Origin of the sequence: Blautia hansenii DSM 20583, assembly GCF_002222595.2 — a bacterium.
GTDB lineage: Bacteria > Bacillota > Clostridia > Lachnospirales > Lachnospiraceae > Blautia > Blautia hansenii.
This window is the reverse complement of sequence record NZ_CP022413.2, coordinates 2,651,647-2,667,977: the sequence shown is the minus strand read 5'-3', so window position 1 is coordinate 2,667,977 and position 16,331 is coordinate 2,651,647. Positions and strand designations below refer to the sequence as shown.

18 protein-coding genes and 1 pseudogene are annotated in these 16,331 nt (G+C 34.7%); 18 read left to right on the top strand and 1 reads right to left on the bottom strand.

Annotated elements, in window-relative coordinates; translation table 11 throughout:
- Window positions 1-18 precede the first annotated feature (18 nt).
- Window positions 19-1,311 carry a glutamine-hydrolyzing GMP synthase gene (gene guaA / locus CGC63_RS13485; protein ID WP_003019369.1) on the top strand — a complete coding sequence of 431 codons (1,293 nt, stop codon included), beginning with the start codon at window positions 19-21 and terminating at the stop codon, window positions 1,309-1,311.
- Between the two features lie 108 nt (window positions 1,312-1,419).
- Here the strand turns inward: guaA and CGC63_RS13480 are convergent, their stop codons facing one another.
- Window positions 1,420-1,851 carry a helix-turn-helix domain-containing protein gene (locus CGC63_RS13480; protein WP_003019367.1) on the bottom strand — a complete coding sequence of 144 codons (432 nt, stop codon included), beginning with the start codon at window positions 1,849-1,851 and terminating at the stop codon, window positions 1,420-1,422.
- Between the two features lie 176 nt (window positions 1,852-2,027).
- Between CGC63_RS13480 and CGC63_RS13475 the strand changes: the two genes are divergently transcribed.
- The 17 genes and pseudogenes from CGC63_RS13475 to cas5 all read left to right on the top strand — a co-directional run bounded on the left by CGC63_RS13475 (window position 2,028) and on the right by cas5 (window position 16,328).
- Window positions 2,028-2,216 carry a hypothetical protein gene (locus tag CGC63_RS13475; protein WP_003019365.1) on the top strand — a complete coding sequence of 63 codons (189 nt, stop codon included), beginning with the start codon at window positions 2,028-2,030 and terminating at the stop codon, window positions 2,214-2,216.
- A 14-nt stretch (window positions 2,217-2,230) separates the two neighbouring features.
- The gene (locus CGC63_RS13470; RefSeq protein WP_089438657.1) at window positions 2,231-3,316 is read left to right on the top strand and encodes a site-specific integrase; all 1,086 of its coding nucleotides are present in this window, start codon (window positions 2,231-2,233) and stop codon (window positions 3,314-3,316) included.
- Window positions 3,309-3,671 (top strand): plasmid mobilization protein, encoded by a 363-nt coding sequence (locus tag CGC63_RS13465; RefSeq protein ID WP_003019358.1) that lies wholly within the window; start codon window positions 3,309-3,311, stop codon window positions 3,669-3,671. The genes CGC63_RS13470 and CGC63_RS13465 overlap by 8 nt, the downstream gene beginning before the upstream one ends.
- A 133-nt stretch (window positions 3,672-3,804) precedes the next feature.
- Entirely contained in the window at window positions 3,805-4,806 is a 1,002-nt protein-coding gene (locus CGC63_RS13460; RefSeq protein ID WP_004223578.1) for an AAA family ATPase, read from the top strand.
- A 72-nt stretch (window positions 4,807-4,878) separates the two neighbouring features.
- Window positions 4,879-5,112, top strand: a complete 234-nt coding sequence (locus tag CGC63_RS13455; protein ID WP_003019356.1) for a hypothetical protein — start codon at window positions 4,879-4,881, stop codon at window positions 5,110-5,112.
- A 258-nt stretch (window positions 5,113-5,370) separates the two neighbouring features.
- Entirely contained in the window at window positions 5,371-6,615 is a 1,245-nt protein-coding gene (locus CGC63_RS13450; protein WP_096637046.1) for a plasmid recombination protein, read from the top strand.
- A gap of 298 nt (window positions 6,616-6,913) precedes the next feature.
- On the top strand, window positions 6,914-7,426 hold the full coding sequence (locus tag CGC63_RS13445; protein ID WP_003019346.1) for a hypothetical protein: 513 nt from the start codon (window positions 6,914-6,916) through the stop codon (window positions 7,424-7,426).
- Between the two features lie 83 nt (window positions 7,427-7,509).
- Window positions 7,510-7,878 carry a DUF2500 domain-containing protein gene (locus CGC63_RS13440; protein ID WP_008976818.1) on the top strand — a complete coding sequence of 123 codons (369 nt, stop codon included), beginning with the start codon at window positions 7,510-7,512 and terminating at the stop codon, window positions 7,876-7,878.
- A 26-nt stretch (window positions 7,879-7,904) separates the two neighbouring features.
- A complete protein-coding gene (locus CGC63_RS15485; RefSeq protein WP_003019342.1) occupies window positions 7,905-8,048 on the top strand; it encodes a hypothetical protein in 144 nt (47 codons plus the stop codon).
- Window positions 8,049-8,083: 35 nt separating this feature from the next.
- The gene (locus CGC63_RS13435; protein WP_003019339.1) at window positions 8,084-8,404 is read left to right on the top strand and encodes a TfoX/Sxy family protein; all 321 of its coding nucleotides are present in this window, start codon (window positions 8,084-8,086) and stop codon (window positions 8,402-8,404) included.
- 369 nt (window positions 8,405-8,773) lie between these two features.
- Entirely contained in the window at window positions 8,774-9,136 is a 363-nt protein-coding gene (locus CGC63_RS13430) for a helix-turn-helix domain-containing protein (protein WP_003019336.1), read from the top strand.
- Between the two features lie 371 nt (window positions 9,137-9,507).
- Window positions 9,508-11,157 (top strand): sigma-70 family RNA polymerase sigma factor, encoded by a 1,650-nt coding sequence (locus CGC63_RS13425; RefSeq protein WP_003019333.1) that lies wholly within the window; start codon window positions 9,508-9,510, stop codon window positions 11,155-11,157.
- A gap of 129 nt (window positions 11,158-11,286) precedes the next feature.
- Window positions 11,287-11,487, top strand: a pseudogene (locus CGC63_RS16000) (transposase); the annotation flags it as partial.
- Between the two features lie 833 nt (window positions 11,488-12,320).
- Window positions 12,321-13,043 (top strand): CRISPR-associated endoribonuclease Cas6, encoded by a 723-nt coding sequence (gene cas6, locus CGC63_RS13420; protein WP_003019332.1) that lies wholly within the window; start codon window positions 12,321-12,323, stop codon window positions 13,041-13,043.
- Between the two features lie 12 nt (window positions 13,044-13,055).
- Window positions 13,056-14,741 carry a Cas8a1 family CRISPR/Cas system-associated protein gene (locus CGC63_RS13415; protein WP_003019330.1) on the top strand — a complete coding sequence of 562 codons (1,686 nt, stop codon included), beginning with the start codon at window positions 13,056-13,058 and terminating at the stop codon, window positions 14,739-14,741.
- 2 nt (window positions 14,742-14,743) lie between these two features.
- Window positions 14,744-15,619 carry a type I-B CRISPR-associated protein Cas7/Cst2/DevR gene (cas7i, locus tag CGC63_RS13410; RefSeq protein ID WP_003019328.1) on the top strand — a complete coding sequence of 292 codons (876 nt, stop codon included), beginning with the start codon at window positions 14,744-14,746 and terminating at the stop codon, window positions 15,617-15,619.
- Window positions 15,603-16,328 (top strand): CRISPR-associated protein Cas5, encoded by a 726-nt coding sequence (gene cas5 / locus CGC63_RS13405; RefSeq protein ID WP_003019326.1) that lies wholly within the window; start codon window positions 15,603-15,605, stop codon window positions 16,326-16,328. The genes cas7i and cas5 overlap by 17 nt, the downstream gene beginning before the upstream one ends.
- Window positions 16,329-16,331: the final 3 nt, after the last annotated feature.

Genomic DNA, 16,331 nt, shown 5'->3' with positions numbered 1-16,331 from the left:
GTAAAAGGAGAGAATACCATGAAACAGGATATGATTGTAATTCTGGATTTGGGCAGCACTGAAAATACAGTGGTTGCCAGAGAAATCAGAGAGCTGGGAGTTTACAGTGAAATTCATCCACATGATATTACTGTGGAAGAACTTCAGGCGCTGGATAATGTAAAAGGTATTATTTTAAACGGTGGAGAAAACAGAGTTGTAGATGGAAAAGAAGTGGAAATAAGACCAGAGCTTTACACTTTAGGATACCCAATGATTTCTGTTGATTATCCGGCTTCAAAATGTGAAAAACAGTTTAAGGAGCTTCCAAATCAGGAAGAATTAAAACAATTTGTATTTGAAGAATGTAAGGCAGAAGCAAACTGGAATATGAAGAATTTTATCGAGGATCAGGTAGAACTTATCCGTAAACAGGTAGGGGATAAGAAGGTTTTACTGGCTTTATCCGGCGGTGTAGATTCTTCTGTTGTAGCAGCTATGTTAATTAAAGCCATTGGACAGCAGCTTGTATGTGTTCATGTAAATCATGGCTTAATGCGTAAAAATGAGTCTGAAAGCGTTGTGAAAATCTTTAGAGACGAGCTTCACGCAAATCTGATTTATGTAGATGCTACAGAAAGATTTTTAGGAAAACTGGAAAATGTAGCTGACCCAGAAGAAAAACGTAAAATTATCGGCGGTGAATTTATCCGTGTATTTGAAGAAGAAGCCAGAAAATTGGAAGGCATTGATTTCTTAGGACAGGGAACTATTTATCCTGATATTATCGAAAGTGGTACAAAAACAGCTAAATGTGTGAAGTCTCATCATAATGTAGGAGGTCTGCCGGAAGACTTACAGTTTGAATTGGTAGAACCTTTGAAACAGTTGTTTAAAGATGAAGTTCGTGCTTGCGGTATTGAACTGGGATTGCCTCATGATATGGTTTACCGTCAGCCGTTCCCAGGACCGGGACTTGGTGTAAGATGTCTTGGTGCAATTACAAGAGACAGATTGGAAGCACTTCGTGAATCTGATGCTATCCTTCGTGAAGAATTTGCAGAAGCAGGTCTTGATAAGAAAGTATGGCAGTATTTTACTGTAGTACCGGATTTTAAAGCTGTTGGTGTAAGAGATAATGCAAGAAGCATGGGATATATGGTGGTAATTCGTGCTGTTAATACCATTGATGCCATGACTGCAAGCATTGAAAGAATTGATTATGATATTCTGGAAAAAATTTGCGCTAGAATTACGGCGGAAGTTCCAAGTGTCAGCAGAGTATGCTATGAAATTACTCCGAAGCCGGTGGCTACGATAGAGTTTGAATAATATATTAGAGCCAAGAAATGCCTATTTTACGGGCTTTCTTGGCTCTTTTTATGTCCGTTGACAATCAAATGACAATACTTTTTTAATATTATTGTAAATAATTTCTTTTTATTTAGCTGGGAATTGACTTTTCCAGTCTAAATATTCTTTTTCTGTAATCTCTTCATTTCTGAATTTCTGGTACATATCAGCCCATGCTCCAATATGATCCAGCATATTTAAAGAATCATGTCCTTTGTCTTTAAACATGAGCTGCGGTACGCCAGATTCATCCCGGTAGGCGTGCAGTCCATATTGATCCTCTAAAGCAAATAATGCGTGCATGACACTAACATAAGTATCAAAGTTTGGATCAGACATGGCGTATGGACTGATCTTTAATGAGTTTGCTATTTTTTCTAATTGTTCTGATGATGGGAAACGATTCCCAAGTTCATAATTTCTAATTGCCGATTCGCTCAATCCGGACATGATTGCCAATTCTTTCTGTGTATATCCTTGATCGATCCGGAATTTTCTTATTTTCTCACCTACTGTCATAAGAAAACACTCCTTTGCTGATTGTTACTTAAAAGTATAGCATAAACAGTTCAAAAATGAAATATAAAAATAAACCGTTCATTTTTGAAATTATTCTATTGACAGTACGGAAATGAAATGTTATGATGCATATACACCGTTCGATAATGAACTGAAAAAAGAAAGGAGGGATATAGATGGCTAGTAAATTATTTATATCAGCAAAAGAAGTAGCAAAAGAATTAGAAGTATCTGATTCCTATGCGTATCGTTTGATCCGTCAGTTGAATGCTGAATTGGAGCAAAAAGGTTTCGTTGTTGTCAAAGGAAAAATCAGCCGTAAATATTTTGAAGAACGAGTTTACGGTATGAACGAAATGAAATAGCAGGAGGTGATGTTTTGACAGTAATCAAAAACCAAAAGTCAAATACTTACGAGGTAAGAACCTATTATAAGGACTGGACCGGCGTAAGAAAGCAGAAGACGAAAAGGGGATTTAAACGCAAATGTGATGCCCAGGAATGGGAAAGAGCGTTTAAATTAAAGGAGAATTTGAGTCTGGATATGTATTTTGAAGATTTTGTAGATCTTTATCTGAATGATATCAAATCCAGAATCAAATATAATACCTGGCTGACGAAAAAGCATATTGTAGAAAAAAAGATTCTCCCATATTTTTCGAAAAAGAAGTTGCAGGAAATAAAACCTTCCGATATTCGACAGTGGCAGAACACCATGATGAACTATCGAAATAAACAAGGAGAAGGCTATTCACAGGTCTATCTAAAGACCATCCATAATCAGCTGAGTGCAATTTTGAATCATGCAGTTAATTTCTATGATTTGAAAAGCAATGCTGCACGCAAGGCAGGATCTATGGGAAAAGAAAGAACAAAAGAGATGCTTTTCTGGACAAAAGAAGAGTATATGAAGTTCATTGAAGCGGTGGCGGATAAGCCAATCTCCTTTTATGCATTTGAAATCTTATATTGGTGTGGAGTGCGTATGGGAGAGTTGTTAGCACTGACACCGGCAGATTTCGATTTTCAGGCTTGTACTATCCGGATCAATAAGTCTTATCAAAGATTAGAGGGGAAGGATATTATTACGGATCCTAAGACTGTGAAGAGTAATCGTATGATCACCATGCCGGAATTTTTAAGCGAAGAATTAGAAGCGTATATAGGAATGCTGTATGGTTTAAATGAAAATGACAGGATATTCCAAATTTCAAAAAGCTATCTTCATCATGAAATGGATCGTGGTGTGAAGTTGTCAGGAGTGAAGAGAATACGAATCCATGATTTACGACATTCTCACGTGTCATTGTTGATTAATATGGGATATTCTGCGGTGGCAATTGGAGAAAGGGTAGGGCATGAAAGTGTGGAAATCACATATCGATATGCGCATTTATTCCCGACAATCCAAACAGAAATGGCGGAAAATCTAAATCAGGAAAGAGAGGAATATCTGGATGAGTGAAAAAAATAGGGATAACAAGAATCGGTGGCGTAATGTGACCATAGCGTTTCGAATGTCTCCGGAAGAAAATAAAGAGCTAGATTTAAGAGTAAAGATTTGTGGATACCAGACGAGACAAGAATATATCATTGAAAGTGTTTTACATCAAAAAGTCACAGCAGTAGGAAATCCGTTGATGTTAGTACAGTTTAGAAAACAGCTTCGAGGGATTGAAGAGGAACTAAAAAGGTTAACTACATTAGAGGATGCCGATGAAGAGTTGTTTACACCTATTCGAACAATGTTGGAGATATTAAATGCATTTGCAGAAGAAAGAAACTATGAAAGAAGGAAAAAAGAAAAAGCCCAGAAATAATCTGAGCAAGTTCCCTGATCATCAGAATAACTGATATATCACCTTAACAACTTGAGTATATAACAAAATTGTTGTTGCAACAATTGTTAAATTCTGTTTGCCAGGGACTTGTCCGGTTGGGCAGGAGGTGGAAATGGAAGATAATTATAGAGAAGTAAAAAAGGCAGAACCATGCCTGAAATTGATCCACATGGATCAGGTTGAAGTGGAAGAAATCGAATGGCTCTTTTATCCCTTCATACCATACGGGAAGGTCACCATTATTCAGGGAGATCCTGGAGAGGGTAAGACCACCGTGGTGTTGCAGATCATTGCAAAATTAACAAAGGGAGAACCAATACTAAATGAGATAACTGAAGAAGAAACAGGTGTAAAGCCAATCAATGTGATTTATCAAACAGCTGAAGATGGATTGGGCGATACAATCAAACCAAGATTGTTAGCGGCAGGGGCAGATTGTTCTAGAGTCTTAGTGATTGATGACCAGGATCAGCCATTAACAATGGTAGATGCAAGGCTGGAAGAAGCGATTATTCAGACGAAAGCAAGACTTGTAGTATTAGATCCAATTCAAGGCTTTCTAGGGGCTGGTGTTGATATGCATAGGGCAAATGAGATTCGTCCATTGATGAAAAGAATTTCTGTATTAGCAGAGAAATATCAATGTGCCATTATTCTGATCGGTCATATGAATAAGAATAGTAATGGAAAATCATCCTATCGTGGATTGGGGTCTATTGACTTTCAAGCGGCAGCAAGAAGCGTATTGATTGTTGGAAGAGTGAAAGATGAACCGGAAATCCGAGTGATCTGTCATGTAAAGAGTTCTCTTGCTCCGGAAGGAGATGCTATCGCCTTTCGATTAGACAAAGAAAAAGGATTTCATTGGATTGGAAAATATGACATCAGTGCAGAGGATTTATTGTCTGGTGATGGACGAGGGCAAAAGATCCGAAGTGCGAAAGAATTTTTAAAAGAGATCTTAGCAAATGGATCAATGGAACAGGCAAAAATAGCGGAAGAAGCAGAAGAACGAGGAATTAAAAAGAAAACACTTTGGAATGCGAAGAAGGAATTACAGATTGATTCTGTGAAGATAGGAAATAAATGGTTCTGGATGTTACAAGAAGAGTAAAGGAAGATGGCAAGATTACCATATCTTAAAGAATAGGGAATCTTGCCACCTTGATTAAAAAGGAGTGAAGTGATGAAAAAAGTACAGATTGATTATGAACTGTTTCGAAAATTGATCTTTTATCATTTGGGTTCAGATGATCAGTATGAAGAAGATATTCGAAATGGCTTGGAAGAAAAATTGGATGCATTAGTCAGACATGAACTCTATACGAAGTATAAGACTGCTCCTTCTGAGGAAGAGCAGGAGAAAGCACGACAGGAATATTTAGATAAGCGTGGAGTGTCAGCCAGTTATCGATGGTGATGTTTGTTTTGGGAATATAGAACAGGAGCGTGGCACGCACCTGTATCATACCAAACAAGGAGAATTGCTGTAGGGTGTAGCCGATACAGTACTGGCTGATTTGAAAGCTCCCGGCAGGGCGCAAGGGTACTTTTGATGGACGTTAGGCTGTCGAAAGTGCTTTTGCGTTACTTTTGACAAAAGTAACAAAACATAATCGCCATATCTGGCGTTTTAAAATGAATGAAAGGAGATTTATTGAAGAGGACGATTAGTTTTATGACAGGAAAAGGCTCCCTGAACCATAATAGTAGAAAATTTCATGCAAAGAATACGGATCCGAACAGAACCCATTGGAACGTTGAATATTGTAATGAAGATATCAAAGACGTATATCATGAATTATTTGACGACGCCTTGAAGCGTTACAATGATAAACAGACTCGAAAAGATCGTAAGATAGATGATTACTACGAAAAGATACGTTCCGGGAAACAAGAAAAATTATTTCATGAGGTTATCCTTCAGATCGGTGATAAAGACAATATGGGATCAGAAACGATGGAAGGACAACTTGCTGCAAAAATATTAGATGAATACATGAAAGAATTTCAAGAACGGAATCCTACGTTGCGAGTATTTGCTGCTCATCTGCATTTAGACGAAGCAACCCCACATCTGCATATTGATTTTATTCCCTATGTTACAGGAAGTAAGCGAGGACTTGATACAAGAGTATCTTTAAAACAAGCCTTATCGTCATTAGGATTTAAAGGTGGATCAAGAAGTGAGACGGAGTTAAATCAATGGGTGCAATCGGAAAAGGAAAAACTAGCCATGGTCATGAGAGAAAATGAGATAGAATGGGATCAGAAAGGAACTCATGAACCACATCTTTCTGTATTGGATTACAAGAAAAAGGTTCGAGAACAGGAAGTAGAAGAATTAACGGAACATAAGAATTTATTGGAACATGATTTGCATGATATCAGTGAATGTGTGGATGAGATCCAAAAGGAAAAAGAACAGGCAGAAAAAGAGAGAGATGCGGTAATTAAAAAGACAGAAGTGTTAGAAAAACGATTTTCTGCACTAAATTCAAAAGCTGGACTTGTTGACTCACATGCACGTGAGTATGGATATTATCCGGAAGAATGGCTGCCAGAAGCCGGAACTTTAGAGTCTGCAAAATCTTACAGGAAGAGAATATTTCCTTTGGTGAAAAAAGTTGCGAACATGATACAGGCATTGTATAGCAAACATTTAGAACTGAAAAGCAAAAATCAAAAGCTATCAGATCGAACCCTGGATCTTGAAAATCGTGTGGATCGGTTGAGAGAGGAAATATCTGTTATAAAGAAAGAAAATGTAGCTTTGTTAAATGTAACATATGATATGGATCGGGTTGTAGCTGTTTTGGGAGAAAATAAGATCAAGGAAGCAATAGAAGTGGCAAAACATTTGGAACAGGCAAATGCAAAACAAAAAATCAAGAAGAGACGAACAGAGAGGGGCGGTAGATAAAGGAAGTCGAAGAAATCAAATCTATGCTAAAAAGGTAAAGTCTAGACATTGCTTTTTTGAATTGTAAATCAGAGAGAATAGATTTATATAGGCAAAGAGGGAAAATAGCGTTGGTAGATCTTCGAGAATTAGGCGAAAGCTCTATAAGTAATGTGATACAAGGAAAGGTAAAAAAGATTTTGCGGAAATGTACGTTGTAGGGTGTAAGCAGAAAACTTGGTACAAAAAATCTTCCATTCCTTTTGTTGATGAAGTATAATGTAAGCAACTAATTAGAAGTTGTGGAGGTGACATTAGCATGATTTTTGATTTTAATCCTTGGCAATTAAATGTTGATATTGACTTAACAAAACAATTATATAAAGAAGTTGATTATTCTACTGATAAAACAGCTAATATGGAGTTTATAGAAAATCTATCATTAGAACAACAACAATTTTTTAATTCCTTGGGAGTTGATTTAACTAAGATAGATGTTGATAAAACTATTTATGATATTCCAAAAGATGAAGAAACACCTGCTTCTAAAATATACAGAATGACAGTTAATTTTTTTATAAGAGGTAAAATATTAGCATTGCCTAAGTATCAAAAGGATATTTATAGTGATGAAGAGGTCTTTGGGAAAAAATTCCCAGAGTCTATAAAAGTTCTATCTTCTAATGATGAAGATTACCTAAAGACATTTGACAATGGAATTGGTGCTGGTATTGTATTTAAACACCCTTGTTTTCACTATGATAATGAAATATTTAATGAATGGGATTGCGGATATATTTTAGGAACTATTTTGATTATGAAAGATATGTAAGATAACTCTCAGTTTATATGACAAGTGATAAATATGAAATTGTCAAAACAAAAAAATCTGGTGATACGAGGAGGGTGTTTGAGATGTTTGAGTTGATAAACGTTATGTTTCCAGTCATGTTTATTATTGTGGTTGGTATTATTATTTTCTCTTTGGTGCAGGGAATTATCACATGGAATAAGAATAATCAGTCACCTAGATTAACAGTGCCAGTTGTCGTTGTTGCAAAGCGAGAAAACATTACACATCATCAACATGCAAATGCAGGTGATTCGAGCGGTGCACACGGATTCCATACTACAACAAGCACTTCATATTATGTGACATTTCAGGTGGAAAGTGGAGACAGAATAGAGCTTTGCGTTTCTGGAACAGAATATGGAATGCTTGTAGAAGGTGATACTGGCAGACTGACTTTTCAAGGAACGAGATATTTGTCGTTTGAACGATAAATTTGAAGTTGTAAAGGAGAAAAAATATGGGTGAAAATTATTTGGATATGGCTACTGTTATAGTGATATTTTTTGTGCTCGGCATCTTATTATCAAGACTGGGAGGTGTTGGAGGAATTATTGTAAGAATTAAAAGAATGGTTTGCAAGCTAATGGGACATTTAGACTGAGAGAAGCGATATAAACTGGAATTTGAGGTGGAAATATGGCATCAAGCAAGGAATATTTAGAGTTTATTTTAGGGCAGTTATCTGAGTTAGAAGAAATTACTTATCGAGCTATGATGGGAGAATTTATTATCTATTATCGTGGCAAGATTGTAGGTGGTATCTATGATGATAGATTGCTTGTTAAACCAGTGAAATCGGCAATTAGTTATATGCCGACAGCTCCGTATGAATTACCCTATGAGGGAGCAAAAGAAATGTTGTTGGTAGATGAAGTTGATAATAAGGAATTTTTAGCAGGATTATTTAATGCTATGTATGATGAGTTACCAAATTCAAAACCGAAAAAGAAGAAATAATAAACGCCCAGTTTGAAAACTTCATATCCATACACACAAAGCAGTTAGTCTTAGGATTGACTGTTTTTTCATACCCAGAAAGGAGTGATTGATTTATGTGCATGGTTTGGGATAAAGGACACCGTATCAGAGCCAGCGACAAGAACTACGCTCCGCAGGGACAGCAGAAGAAATAGTATTGCTGAATAGATTTTCATTGTAGCGGATATATGGAACTGTTATAATATGGGTATGGTGAAAGCGACAAATTAGAAGTTTTTCGTGATGTTATCTAAGGTTGACGAATTGCCAACGGTAGTTGGTTGCTATAAAGTATATTGTTTTCTATAATTGAATTACAAAAATAGAAATCAGTAGGAGGAATAAAGTATGAATTTTAATGAAAAACTCATAGAGCTTCGTAAGTCAAAAGGTTTATCACAAGATGAACTTGGTAATGCATTAGGTGTATCAAGACAAACAATATCTAAGTGGGAGCTGGCTCAAAGTTATCCCGATTTTCAAAGACTTGTTTTGTTGAGTGATTATTTTGGATTATCACTTGACGCACTTGTAAAGGATATTGATGTACAAGACGTTAGAAGTAAAAATTTAAGTGAAAAACAACTATCTTCTATTTATGAGGATATAAGTTCTGCAAAATCAACAATAAAAACAGTTATAAACATATTTTGTGTTATTGGAGTAGTAGGACTTACACTTGCTATTTTAGCAGGTATATTTTGGGGATAGTATGAAATTCCAGTTTGTAGGGGGATTGAAGTGCTTTATAGGTATTATAGTATTTAAGACTATTAGTTATTGAAATATATAGCATATTACTGACAATAAAATGACAATACAATTAGATGAAAACATAGAGAAACCATACAAAACAGTTCATAAATGAACTGTTTTGAGACTGAAACACCAGAGAAACACTGCAAAGCAGATAGAACTTTGCGAGTTTGAATAATATATTAGAGCCAAGAAATGCCTATTTTACGGGCTTTCTTGGCTCTTTTTATGTCTGGTGACAAGAAAATGGTAGGATATTGTTGTCAGATTTTCCTTCAAACATTCGTTATATTTTATGAAAGACAAAAACAGGGAGGTGAGAAACCTTGGAAAAGAATGGATTTAAAATCCTGCTGGAAACCATGTATGAATTGTATGAGCAGGGAATGTATCGGGTTGCCTATGGGGTTCTTCATAACAAGGAACAGGCAGAGGATGCGGTGCAGGATAGTTTTGAGAAACTTTTGAAATATTTACCGGAGATTGATGCTCCCGATAGTCCAAAAACACAAAAACTTGTTTTAAAAATAGTTCGAAACACAGCAATTGATCAGTATCGCAGGAACAATAAACAGAATGAATGGCTGTCTGAACAGGGGAAATGTGGAGAAGAGACAAGTACATTTATAAAATCCGTAGAGGACAGAGAGTTCCTTCAGCGATTATTGCAAGCGGTTCCAACTGAGTATAGGGAAATCATTAAATTGCGATGCTATTATGGATTTTCAGCAAAAGAGACAGGTAATATTTTAGGAATTAGTGAAGGAAATGTAAACAAAAGATTGGAGAGGGCACGAAAACTGATTGCTGACCGATTAGAATGGGAGGAGGAATTTGACAATGAAACAGGAAAAAAAGTTAGATCCGATAATGGAAAACTGGGACAAGAAATAGAAGAAGAGCAGTTTTGGAAAGAAGAACAAATACATGATTTTTCAAAAGATTATCAAAATAAAAAACAAAGATTATTGTCCTTGGCAGAAACAAATAGAGAGAAAAAAGTAATGTTTCATAACTGTGTGATTAGAAGAATTCTTCAAGCAGCAGCGGCAGTAATAATTGTAGTAGGAATTTCTTTTACCGTTTATGCAATGACGAAAAATGGAGAGGCAATTCAGGTAGAAATCGAAGAGGGAGCACAAACAATTTTTGTGGAAGTAGAGAGAAAGAAGGAATGTGCTGATGTAATTGCTGTTCCTGAGTATTTACCGGAAGGTTATGAAGTCTGGGATGAGGAAAAAGAAAAATATTCTCTTGGAAAATATTCTTTTGGAGGAGTTTGGGGAGCAAATGGTATTACAATTTTGGTAGATGAATGGATGGAAAAAGAACAATTTCCATATAAAACCTGTGAAATCTGGCAGACTGGAAATGTAAAAAAACTGCTGATTGATAGAGGAGAAGAATCAGGATATCGATGGGGTCTGCTTCAGTTTTATGAAAAAGAAGGGTATGTAGTGCAGATGTTTGTAGCTTCCTTTATTCCCAAAGAAGAAGTATTGGAAATAGGAAAGCAAATAAAAATTTATGAAAAAGATGATTTTTATGAAAGAGAAAAAGAGAAATCTATAAATAAAAAAGTTACTCTGGGAGAAAAAATAGAGTATCCGGATTATGCAAAAGGATGCAGCCTACAGGTGACGGATATTACATTTTCTGAGGTGGAAGATGAGGTACATAAGATAGATGGTCCGGTGAAGAAGATGGAAGTTACAGTGAAATTACAAAACACCACAGATAAGTTGTGGGAAGAACTTCCGGTATATCCGGTGTTTTACAGCCCACTTATGGAAAATGAACCGCCATACGATATTAAAGGAGGAGTTTCTGACAGCAAGTATAATGGAAAGTATTATGTAAGATTAGAACCACATTCAGAAAAAGAAGTGTATTTTACATTTATTGTTGCGGAAGAAGGATTGGAAGAAGGATATCTTGAATTTTTTGGAAAGGATTATTTAAGGCTTTGTGAATAGCAATTTTATTTGGTAGTTGATTTTTTGATACATGATATTATGAAGGGTCTTCTATGATAAAATATTTTATCATAAGGAGACCTTTTGTTATGGTAAGAGGAAAGAAATCTGGATACAGAGTACAAATGACAGAAGAATATTTTAGATATTGATTAAAGGATTATTTTTATGTATGTAAAAGGAATGACGACCAGACAGAATTTAGAAATGAGTGAATATATCTATGGTTTTGAAATAGAGTAAGGTTTTATTTCAGACGTTACGGATAAGTTTCTTCCTACGATTGAAGACTGGAAAAATCGCATCCTAAATGAAGTTTATCTAATTCTTTAGATTGCTGTAGTATTTCCTAAGACAGAATATTAAAGATATATTGGTAGTTTTGGAGCGAATAACCGAAAAATAGACTCTGAAATATACGAATTTCATGAAACACTAAATTTCTTCTGTTGCAAACTAAATTGTTAGAAAAGTATATTTTTAAGAGATACAACTCTATTAAAAGTTTCATATTTAACTATTTTTGAGATTACAAAAGTAGGATAGATACTACACTTTGGAATAGAGTATTATGCATGAGTGGAGGATATCAGAATAATGAAAAGGTCAGAAAACGGAGCATATCAATTTCTCTCCTTTTTTTGATATACAATTTTGTAACTGCTATATATAAGACAAAGGTAAAAAGCTAACTTTATTCAAGTTCATATATATTTTTTAGATATGCAAAATTAAGATTTATATACTTCTCTTTGTTTCGGACAAGCTGTAGTTTGAATGATTGAGTATAAGATTTTAGCTTAAAGTAATAATAACTGTTTTCAAAACGTAGTGATTATTGTCAGTGGGGGTGACTAAAAATAATACTTTAAGATGGCGTATTAGTAATCTGCTTGTCGATGATTAGTTTTTTGTTTTTATGAAAATCTTCCTAATACTTAATATATGTAGTGGTTCCAAAATGTGTCTATTATTTAGAATATTTAATATCAACTTTAAATTTACATTCCAAAATGTTATATATTCCATCAAAAGTATACTATGAAAAATGTAAAAAATCAATATATAACCATTAAAATTGATTTTAAATAAAATGTTGCGAATGAGTAAAAAATATGCTACACTGGTCATAACAAAATAAAAAAGAAAGGAGGAGAGAAATTATGTTTCAGTTGAAATTAGACTTCACTTTAGAAAAACCGGAACTTCCGCTGGAGCTAGATCGTTTGTTGGTTAGCTTTATAAAAGCATCTACAAGTAATTATTCTACAGAATTATATGAGTCATTATACGATAAGACAAAGTCAGTAATTAAACCTTTTGCTTTTTCTTATTATCTTCCAGGGGGAAGATTTAAAGATGATAAAATATTGCTTCAAGAGACTCGGTTTAGTATGTTTTTTTCTAATGCGGATTTGGCACAGATGATATTATTTTTTAATTCGTTTAAAATGATGAAATTTCAGCACTATCCGATAAAGAACAATTCGATGACATTAACGAGTGTTCGGACGCGAAAACTTCGAGAAATCAAAGAAACAGAAGTTATTATTAAGCTACAAAGTTCTTTGATTGTAAGAAGGCATGAGGTAGAGACAAATAAAGATTATTACTATACATGTGATGACTCAGAATTCGAAAATGTATTAAAGGAAAACATTAATTTCTTTTTGCAGAAGTTATCTATCCCGATATCAACAGATGGATTTGGAATTTTACCTATTAAGGGAAAAAAGATTGTGGTAAATGTTTTTGGAAGAAAAGTAGATGCTAGCATTGGTGTTTATAAATTGTGTGGAAGTCCGGAACTTTTGAATTTGTTATACCAAGCAGGAATGGGGACGCGCAGATCTGAAGGACACGGGAAGTTTGAAATTATATGGTAGAAAGGAGGGAAAATGTTGGAACGCTTTGTTATTACAACCGGTGATTTTTTAAAAAATGCAGGAATTGTAGGTATGTGGTATATGCTGGAAATTTCAGCGGCTAGAGATAATATAGATTATGGAATTTCGGAAAATGAACAGGAGTTGTGGATTGCAAAGGATTTTGCAATAGAAGCAGACTGGACAGATATGTATTTTAAAGCATTTGTTGCAGGTTTGGGACCGTTTACTGTTTATGAGAGAGTGTTGGAGAAAATCTACAGTTGTCTACAGAAGATAGAAACAGAAGAATGGAAGCCGGGAAAAGAAATAAAAGAAGATCTTAAATTTATCAATGATAAGTTGTTGTCTAATAGTTACCAGGCGGGATTTGAAAATATAAAAGATCAGATTGAGGATGTGGAGATATATTTAAATTTAAAGAAGAATAAGTTGAGTGATAAGTTGGAACAACAGGAATTAAAAATGCGGCTACAGAAGCTTCAACGATTTTTAGTGCAGCCATTATGCAAAGAAACATTTACAATGAAAAGTATTATATATACATATATTAACAGGTTTTGGGATGGTAAATGTTTTTTGCTTCGAGCAAATGCAAAAAAGGATATGCGAGGATTATTTGAGAAAGAATTTTCTGAACCACTTCGTAAGTATTGGGGGAACGATCATAAAAAGGCAAAAGACCTTTGTATTGATTGTGGTATGCCTATGGATTCTAAGGAAAAAGTATCTATCGCATTTATGAAAGAGATGGCAGATGATTTGTCAAGAAAGAAATCAGCTTTCTGGAACTGTAAGGTAGATGCATATTTGTGTCCGGTATGTGCATATTTGTATGCTCTAAGCCCATTAGGATTTCAATTATATGCAAATAAATTTGTTTTTTTGAATATGAATGAAAGTATCCATAGTTTAATATCAGCAAATCAAAAGAGTGGTAAGAGTAAATTCTTATCTGAAAAGAAAGAGGAAGAAAAATATTCCGTTTGGTTTTCACGAAATTTAAACATAGTTCTTTCGGAAAAGAAAAGGGAGATATCTAATATCCAAGTAATATTAAGAGGAATACAGGCAGAAGACAAATACATTTGCAACAATATTGGAAAGGAAGTATTGTCTATACTGGAGAAAGAAAAAGTGAGTGATGCATTAAATTACCTTGGAAAACATCCGTTTATTAAATTAAATGGTGATTTTTTTAATGTTCATGAGGTTGTAGTTATGAATGTTTTAAACTATCAAAATCAATATACTTTATTAAATCGATTGATGAAAGAAGCGATTGAAAATGAGGGAATATTGTTTGCTGCATATTGGGTATATGTTGTTCAAGTATGGGCGAGACTTGTCAGATGTGGAAAAGATAAGGAAAGGAACATTACTATGGGTCAAAAAACTATGAGAAATAATGGCTATAATTTACGAAAAGCTATTATGGAAGCTAAAGGAGTAACAAAAGACGACTGTTTAAGAGGAACGATTTATCAGCTTTTGAATGCGTTGTCTGTAAAAGATACGGGTAAATTTATAGATATTGTAATAAGATTGTATAGTTCTACGAAACTATTGATGCCGGATGGATTTGTGGATATGTTATATGGAAAAGAAGTATTTCAAGAGTTGGGGTATGCATTTGTGCTTGGACTAAAGGGAAGTTGTTGGAATAATAAATTAGAAGATAAGAAGGAGGAAAAATAGTTATGGAAAGAAAAGGTTTAACAGTAACAATGATTTTTCTTGCGGAGAGTGCAAACTATGGTGAGGGAATAGGGAATATTACAACACTCAAAAAAATGTCAAGAGGTACCTATGAGCAGTATTCTTATATTTCCAGACAGGCAATGAGATATAATATTATCCAGCAATTAGAGTGGGATAAGACGCCTGTTGATGGGAAAAGTGGTGTTGTACAGTTTGCACCATCGGCAACTATTGAAGATTATCCGGAAATAGATTTGTTTGGATATATGAAGACAACATCCAAAGCCGATGAACAAAAGGGAGGAGCAACAACGAGGAGTGCAGTTGCAAGGCTGAGCAATGCTATTGCATTGGAACCATATCAGAGTGACTTGGAATTTTTAACAAATATGGGAATGGCAAAAAGACAGAATTTGGAAAATGGAATTGCACAAAGTGAAATTCATCGTTCTTATTATACTTATACGATGTCAATTGATCTTGACAGAGTAGGAGTGGATGGGGAAGTTGAGATTTCACAAGAAGAAAAAGCTGAAAGGGTAAAGGCTCTTTTGGAAGCTCTTTGCTATTTATATCGTGATATTAAAGGGAGAAGAGAAAATTTAAGTCCATTATTTGTTATAGGAGGAAGATACGAACGGAAAAATCCATTTTTTGAAAATAGAATGATGATTAAGAAAAATAAAATAAATGTAGACACTTTAAAAGAAATTATTGAGGACAGTGGAATTAAACAATTTACTTATGCGGGAGTAACAACAGGAATTTTTGATAATGATGCTGAGATTAAGCAGGCATTATCAGCAGAAACAGTAGGTTCAGTGTTTAAGTGTTTGAAAGAGGAAGTGGATGCGTATTATGGAGAAGGCAATTAGATTACAGTGTTTTCAAAATTTGGCAAATTATCGGAAACCAAGTAGTTTTATTATAAAAGAAACGTTTCCATTACCACCCTATTCCACAGTTTTAGGAATGATTCATGCAGCGTGTGAATTTACAGAGTTTCATCCGATGAAATTAAGTATTCAAGGAACTAATGCGGGAACAATTTCTGAGTTGTATACGAGATATTCTTTTTCTTCTGGTTCCAAATATGAGGAAGGACGTCATCAGATTTGCATAAAAGATAAAGAAAACTATGGTATTTTTAAGGGGATTGCCAATGTAGAGTTGGTTTGTAATAATCGAATGGTTATTCATATTGTGCCGGGGGAAGAAGATTTTCAAAAAGTATATGAATCGCTGAAAAATCCGCCTAAATATCTTTCGCTTGGGAGATATGAAGATATTTTGGATATAGAAAGTGTGGATATTGTAAATATTTTTCAAGAGGAAGAAGTAACAGTGAAACGTGATATTTATATTCCAGTAGACTATGAGACGGAGGAGGGGGAAAAGCTTCTCGAAAATCAAAGTTCTACAATATATACTTTAACAAAGGAATATGAAATTACAAAACAAGGAATGCGTAGATGGAAACGTGAAGGTGGAAGAATAAGAGCGTATTATATAGGAGCTGGAGAAACACTAGAAAAAGCATTTATAGATGACTCTGGAGATGAAGCAGCAATTATATTTGCTTAGAGA

What these genes read in the sequence shown, in the direction of transcription:
- guaA (WP_003019369.1), top strand. Translation starts at nt 19, where the DNA reads ATGAAACAGGATATGATTGTAATTCTGGATTTGGGCAGCACTGAAAAT.
- CGC63_RS13480 (WP_003019367.1), bottom strand. Translation starts at nt 1,851, where the DNA reads ATGACAGTAGGTGAGAAAATAAGAAAATTCCGGATCGATCAAGGATAT.
- CGC63_RS13475 (WP_003019365.1), top strand. Translation starts at nt 2,028, where the DNA reads ATGGCTAGTAAATTATTTATATCAGCAAAAGAAGTAGCAAAAGAATTA.
- CGC63_RS13465 (WP_003019358.1), top strand. Translation starts at nt 3,309, where the DNA reads ATGAGTGAAAAAAATAGGGATAACAAGAATCGGTGGCGTAATGTGACC.
- CGC63_RS13460 (WP_004223578.1), top strand. Translation starts at nt 3,805, where the DNA reads ATGGAAGATAATTATAGAGAAGTAAAAAAGGCAGAACCATGCCTGAAA.
- CGC63_RS13455 (WP_003019356.1), top strand. Translation starts at nt 4,879, where the DNA reads ATGAAAAAAGTACAGATTGATTATGAACTGTTTCGAAAATTGATCTTT.
- CGC63_RS13450 (WP_096637046.1), top strand. Translation starts at nt 5,371, where the DNA reads ATGACAGGAAAAGGCTCCCTGAACCATAATAGTAGAAAATTTCATGCA.
- CGC63_RS13445 (WP_003019346.1), top strand. Translation starts at nt 6,914, where the DNA reads ATGATTTTTGATTTTAATCCTTGGCAATTAAATGTTGATATTGACTTA.
- CGC63_RS13440 (WP_008976818.1), top strand. Translation starts at nt 7,510, where the DNA reads ATGTTTGAGTTGATAAACGTTATGTTTCCAGTCATGTTTATTATTGTG.
- CGC63_RS15485 (WP_003019342.1), top strand. Translation starts at nt 7,905, where the DNA reads ATGGGTGAAAATTATTTGGATATGGCTACTGTTATAGTGATATTTTTT.
- CGC63_RS13435 (WP_003019339.1), top strand. Translation starts at nt 8,084, where the DNA reads ATGGCATCAAGCAAGGAATATTTAGAGTTTATTTTAGGGCAGTTATCT.
- CGC63_RS13430 (WP_003019336.1), top strand. Translation starts at nt 8,774, where the DNA reads ATGAATTTTAATGAAAAACTCATAGAGCTTCGTAAGTCAAAAGGTTTA.
- cas6 (WP_003019332.1), top strand. Translation starts at nt 12,321, where the DNA reads ATGTTTCAGTTGAAATTAGACTTCACTTTAGAAAAACCGGAACTTCCG.
- CGC63_RS13415 (WP_003019330.1), top strand. Translation starts at nt 13,056, where the DNA reads ATGTTGGAACGCTTTGTTATTACAACCGGTGATTTTTTAAAAAATGCA.
- cas7i (WP_003019328.1), top strand. Translation starts at nt 14,744, where the DNA reads ATGGAAAGAAAAGGTTTAACAGTAACAATGATTTTTCTTGCGGAGAGT.
- cas5 (WP_003019326.1), top strand. Translation starts at nt 15,603, where the DNA reads ATGGAGAAGGCAATTAGATTACAGTGTTTTCAAAATTTGGCAAATTAT.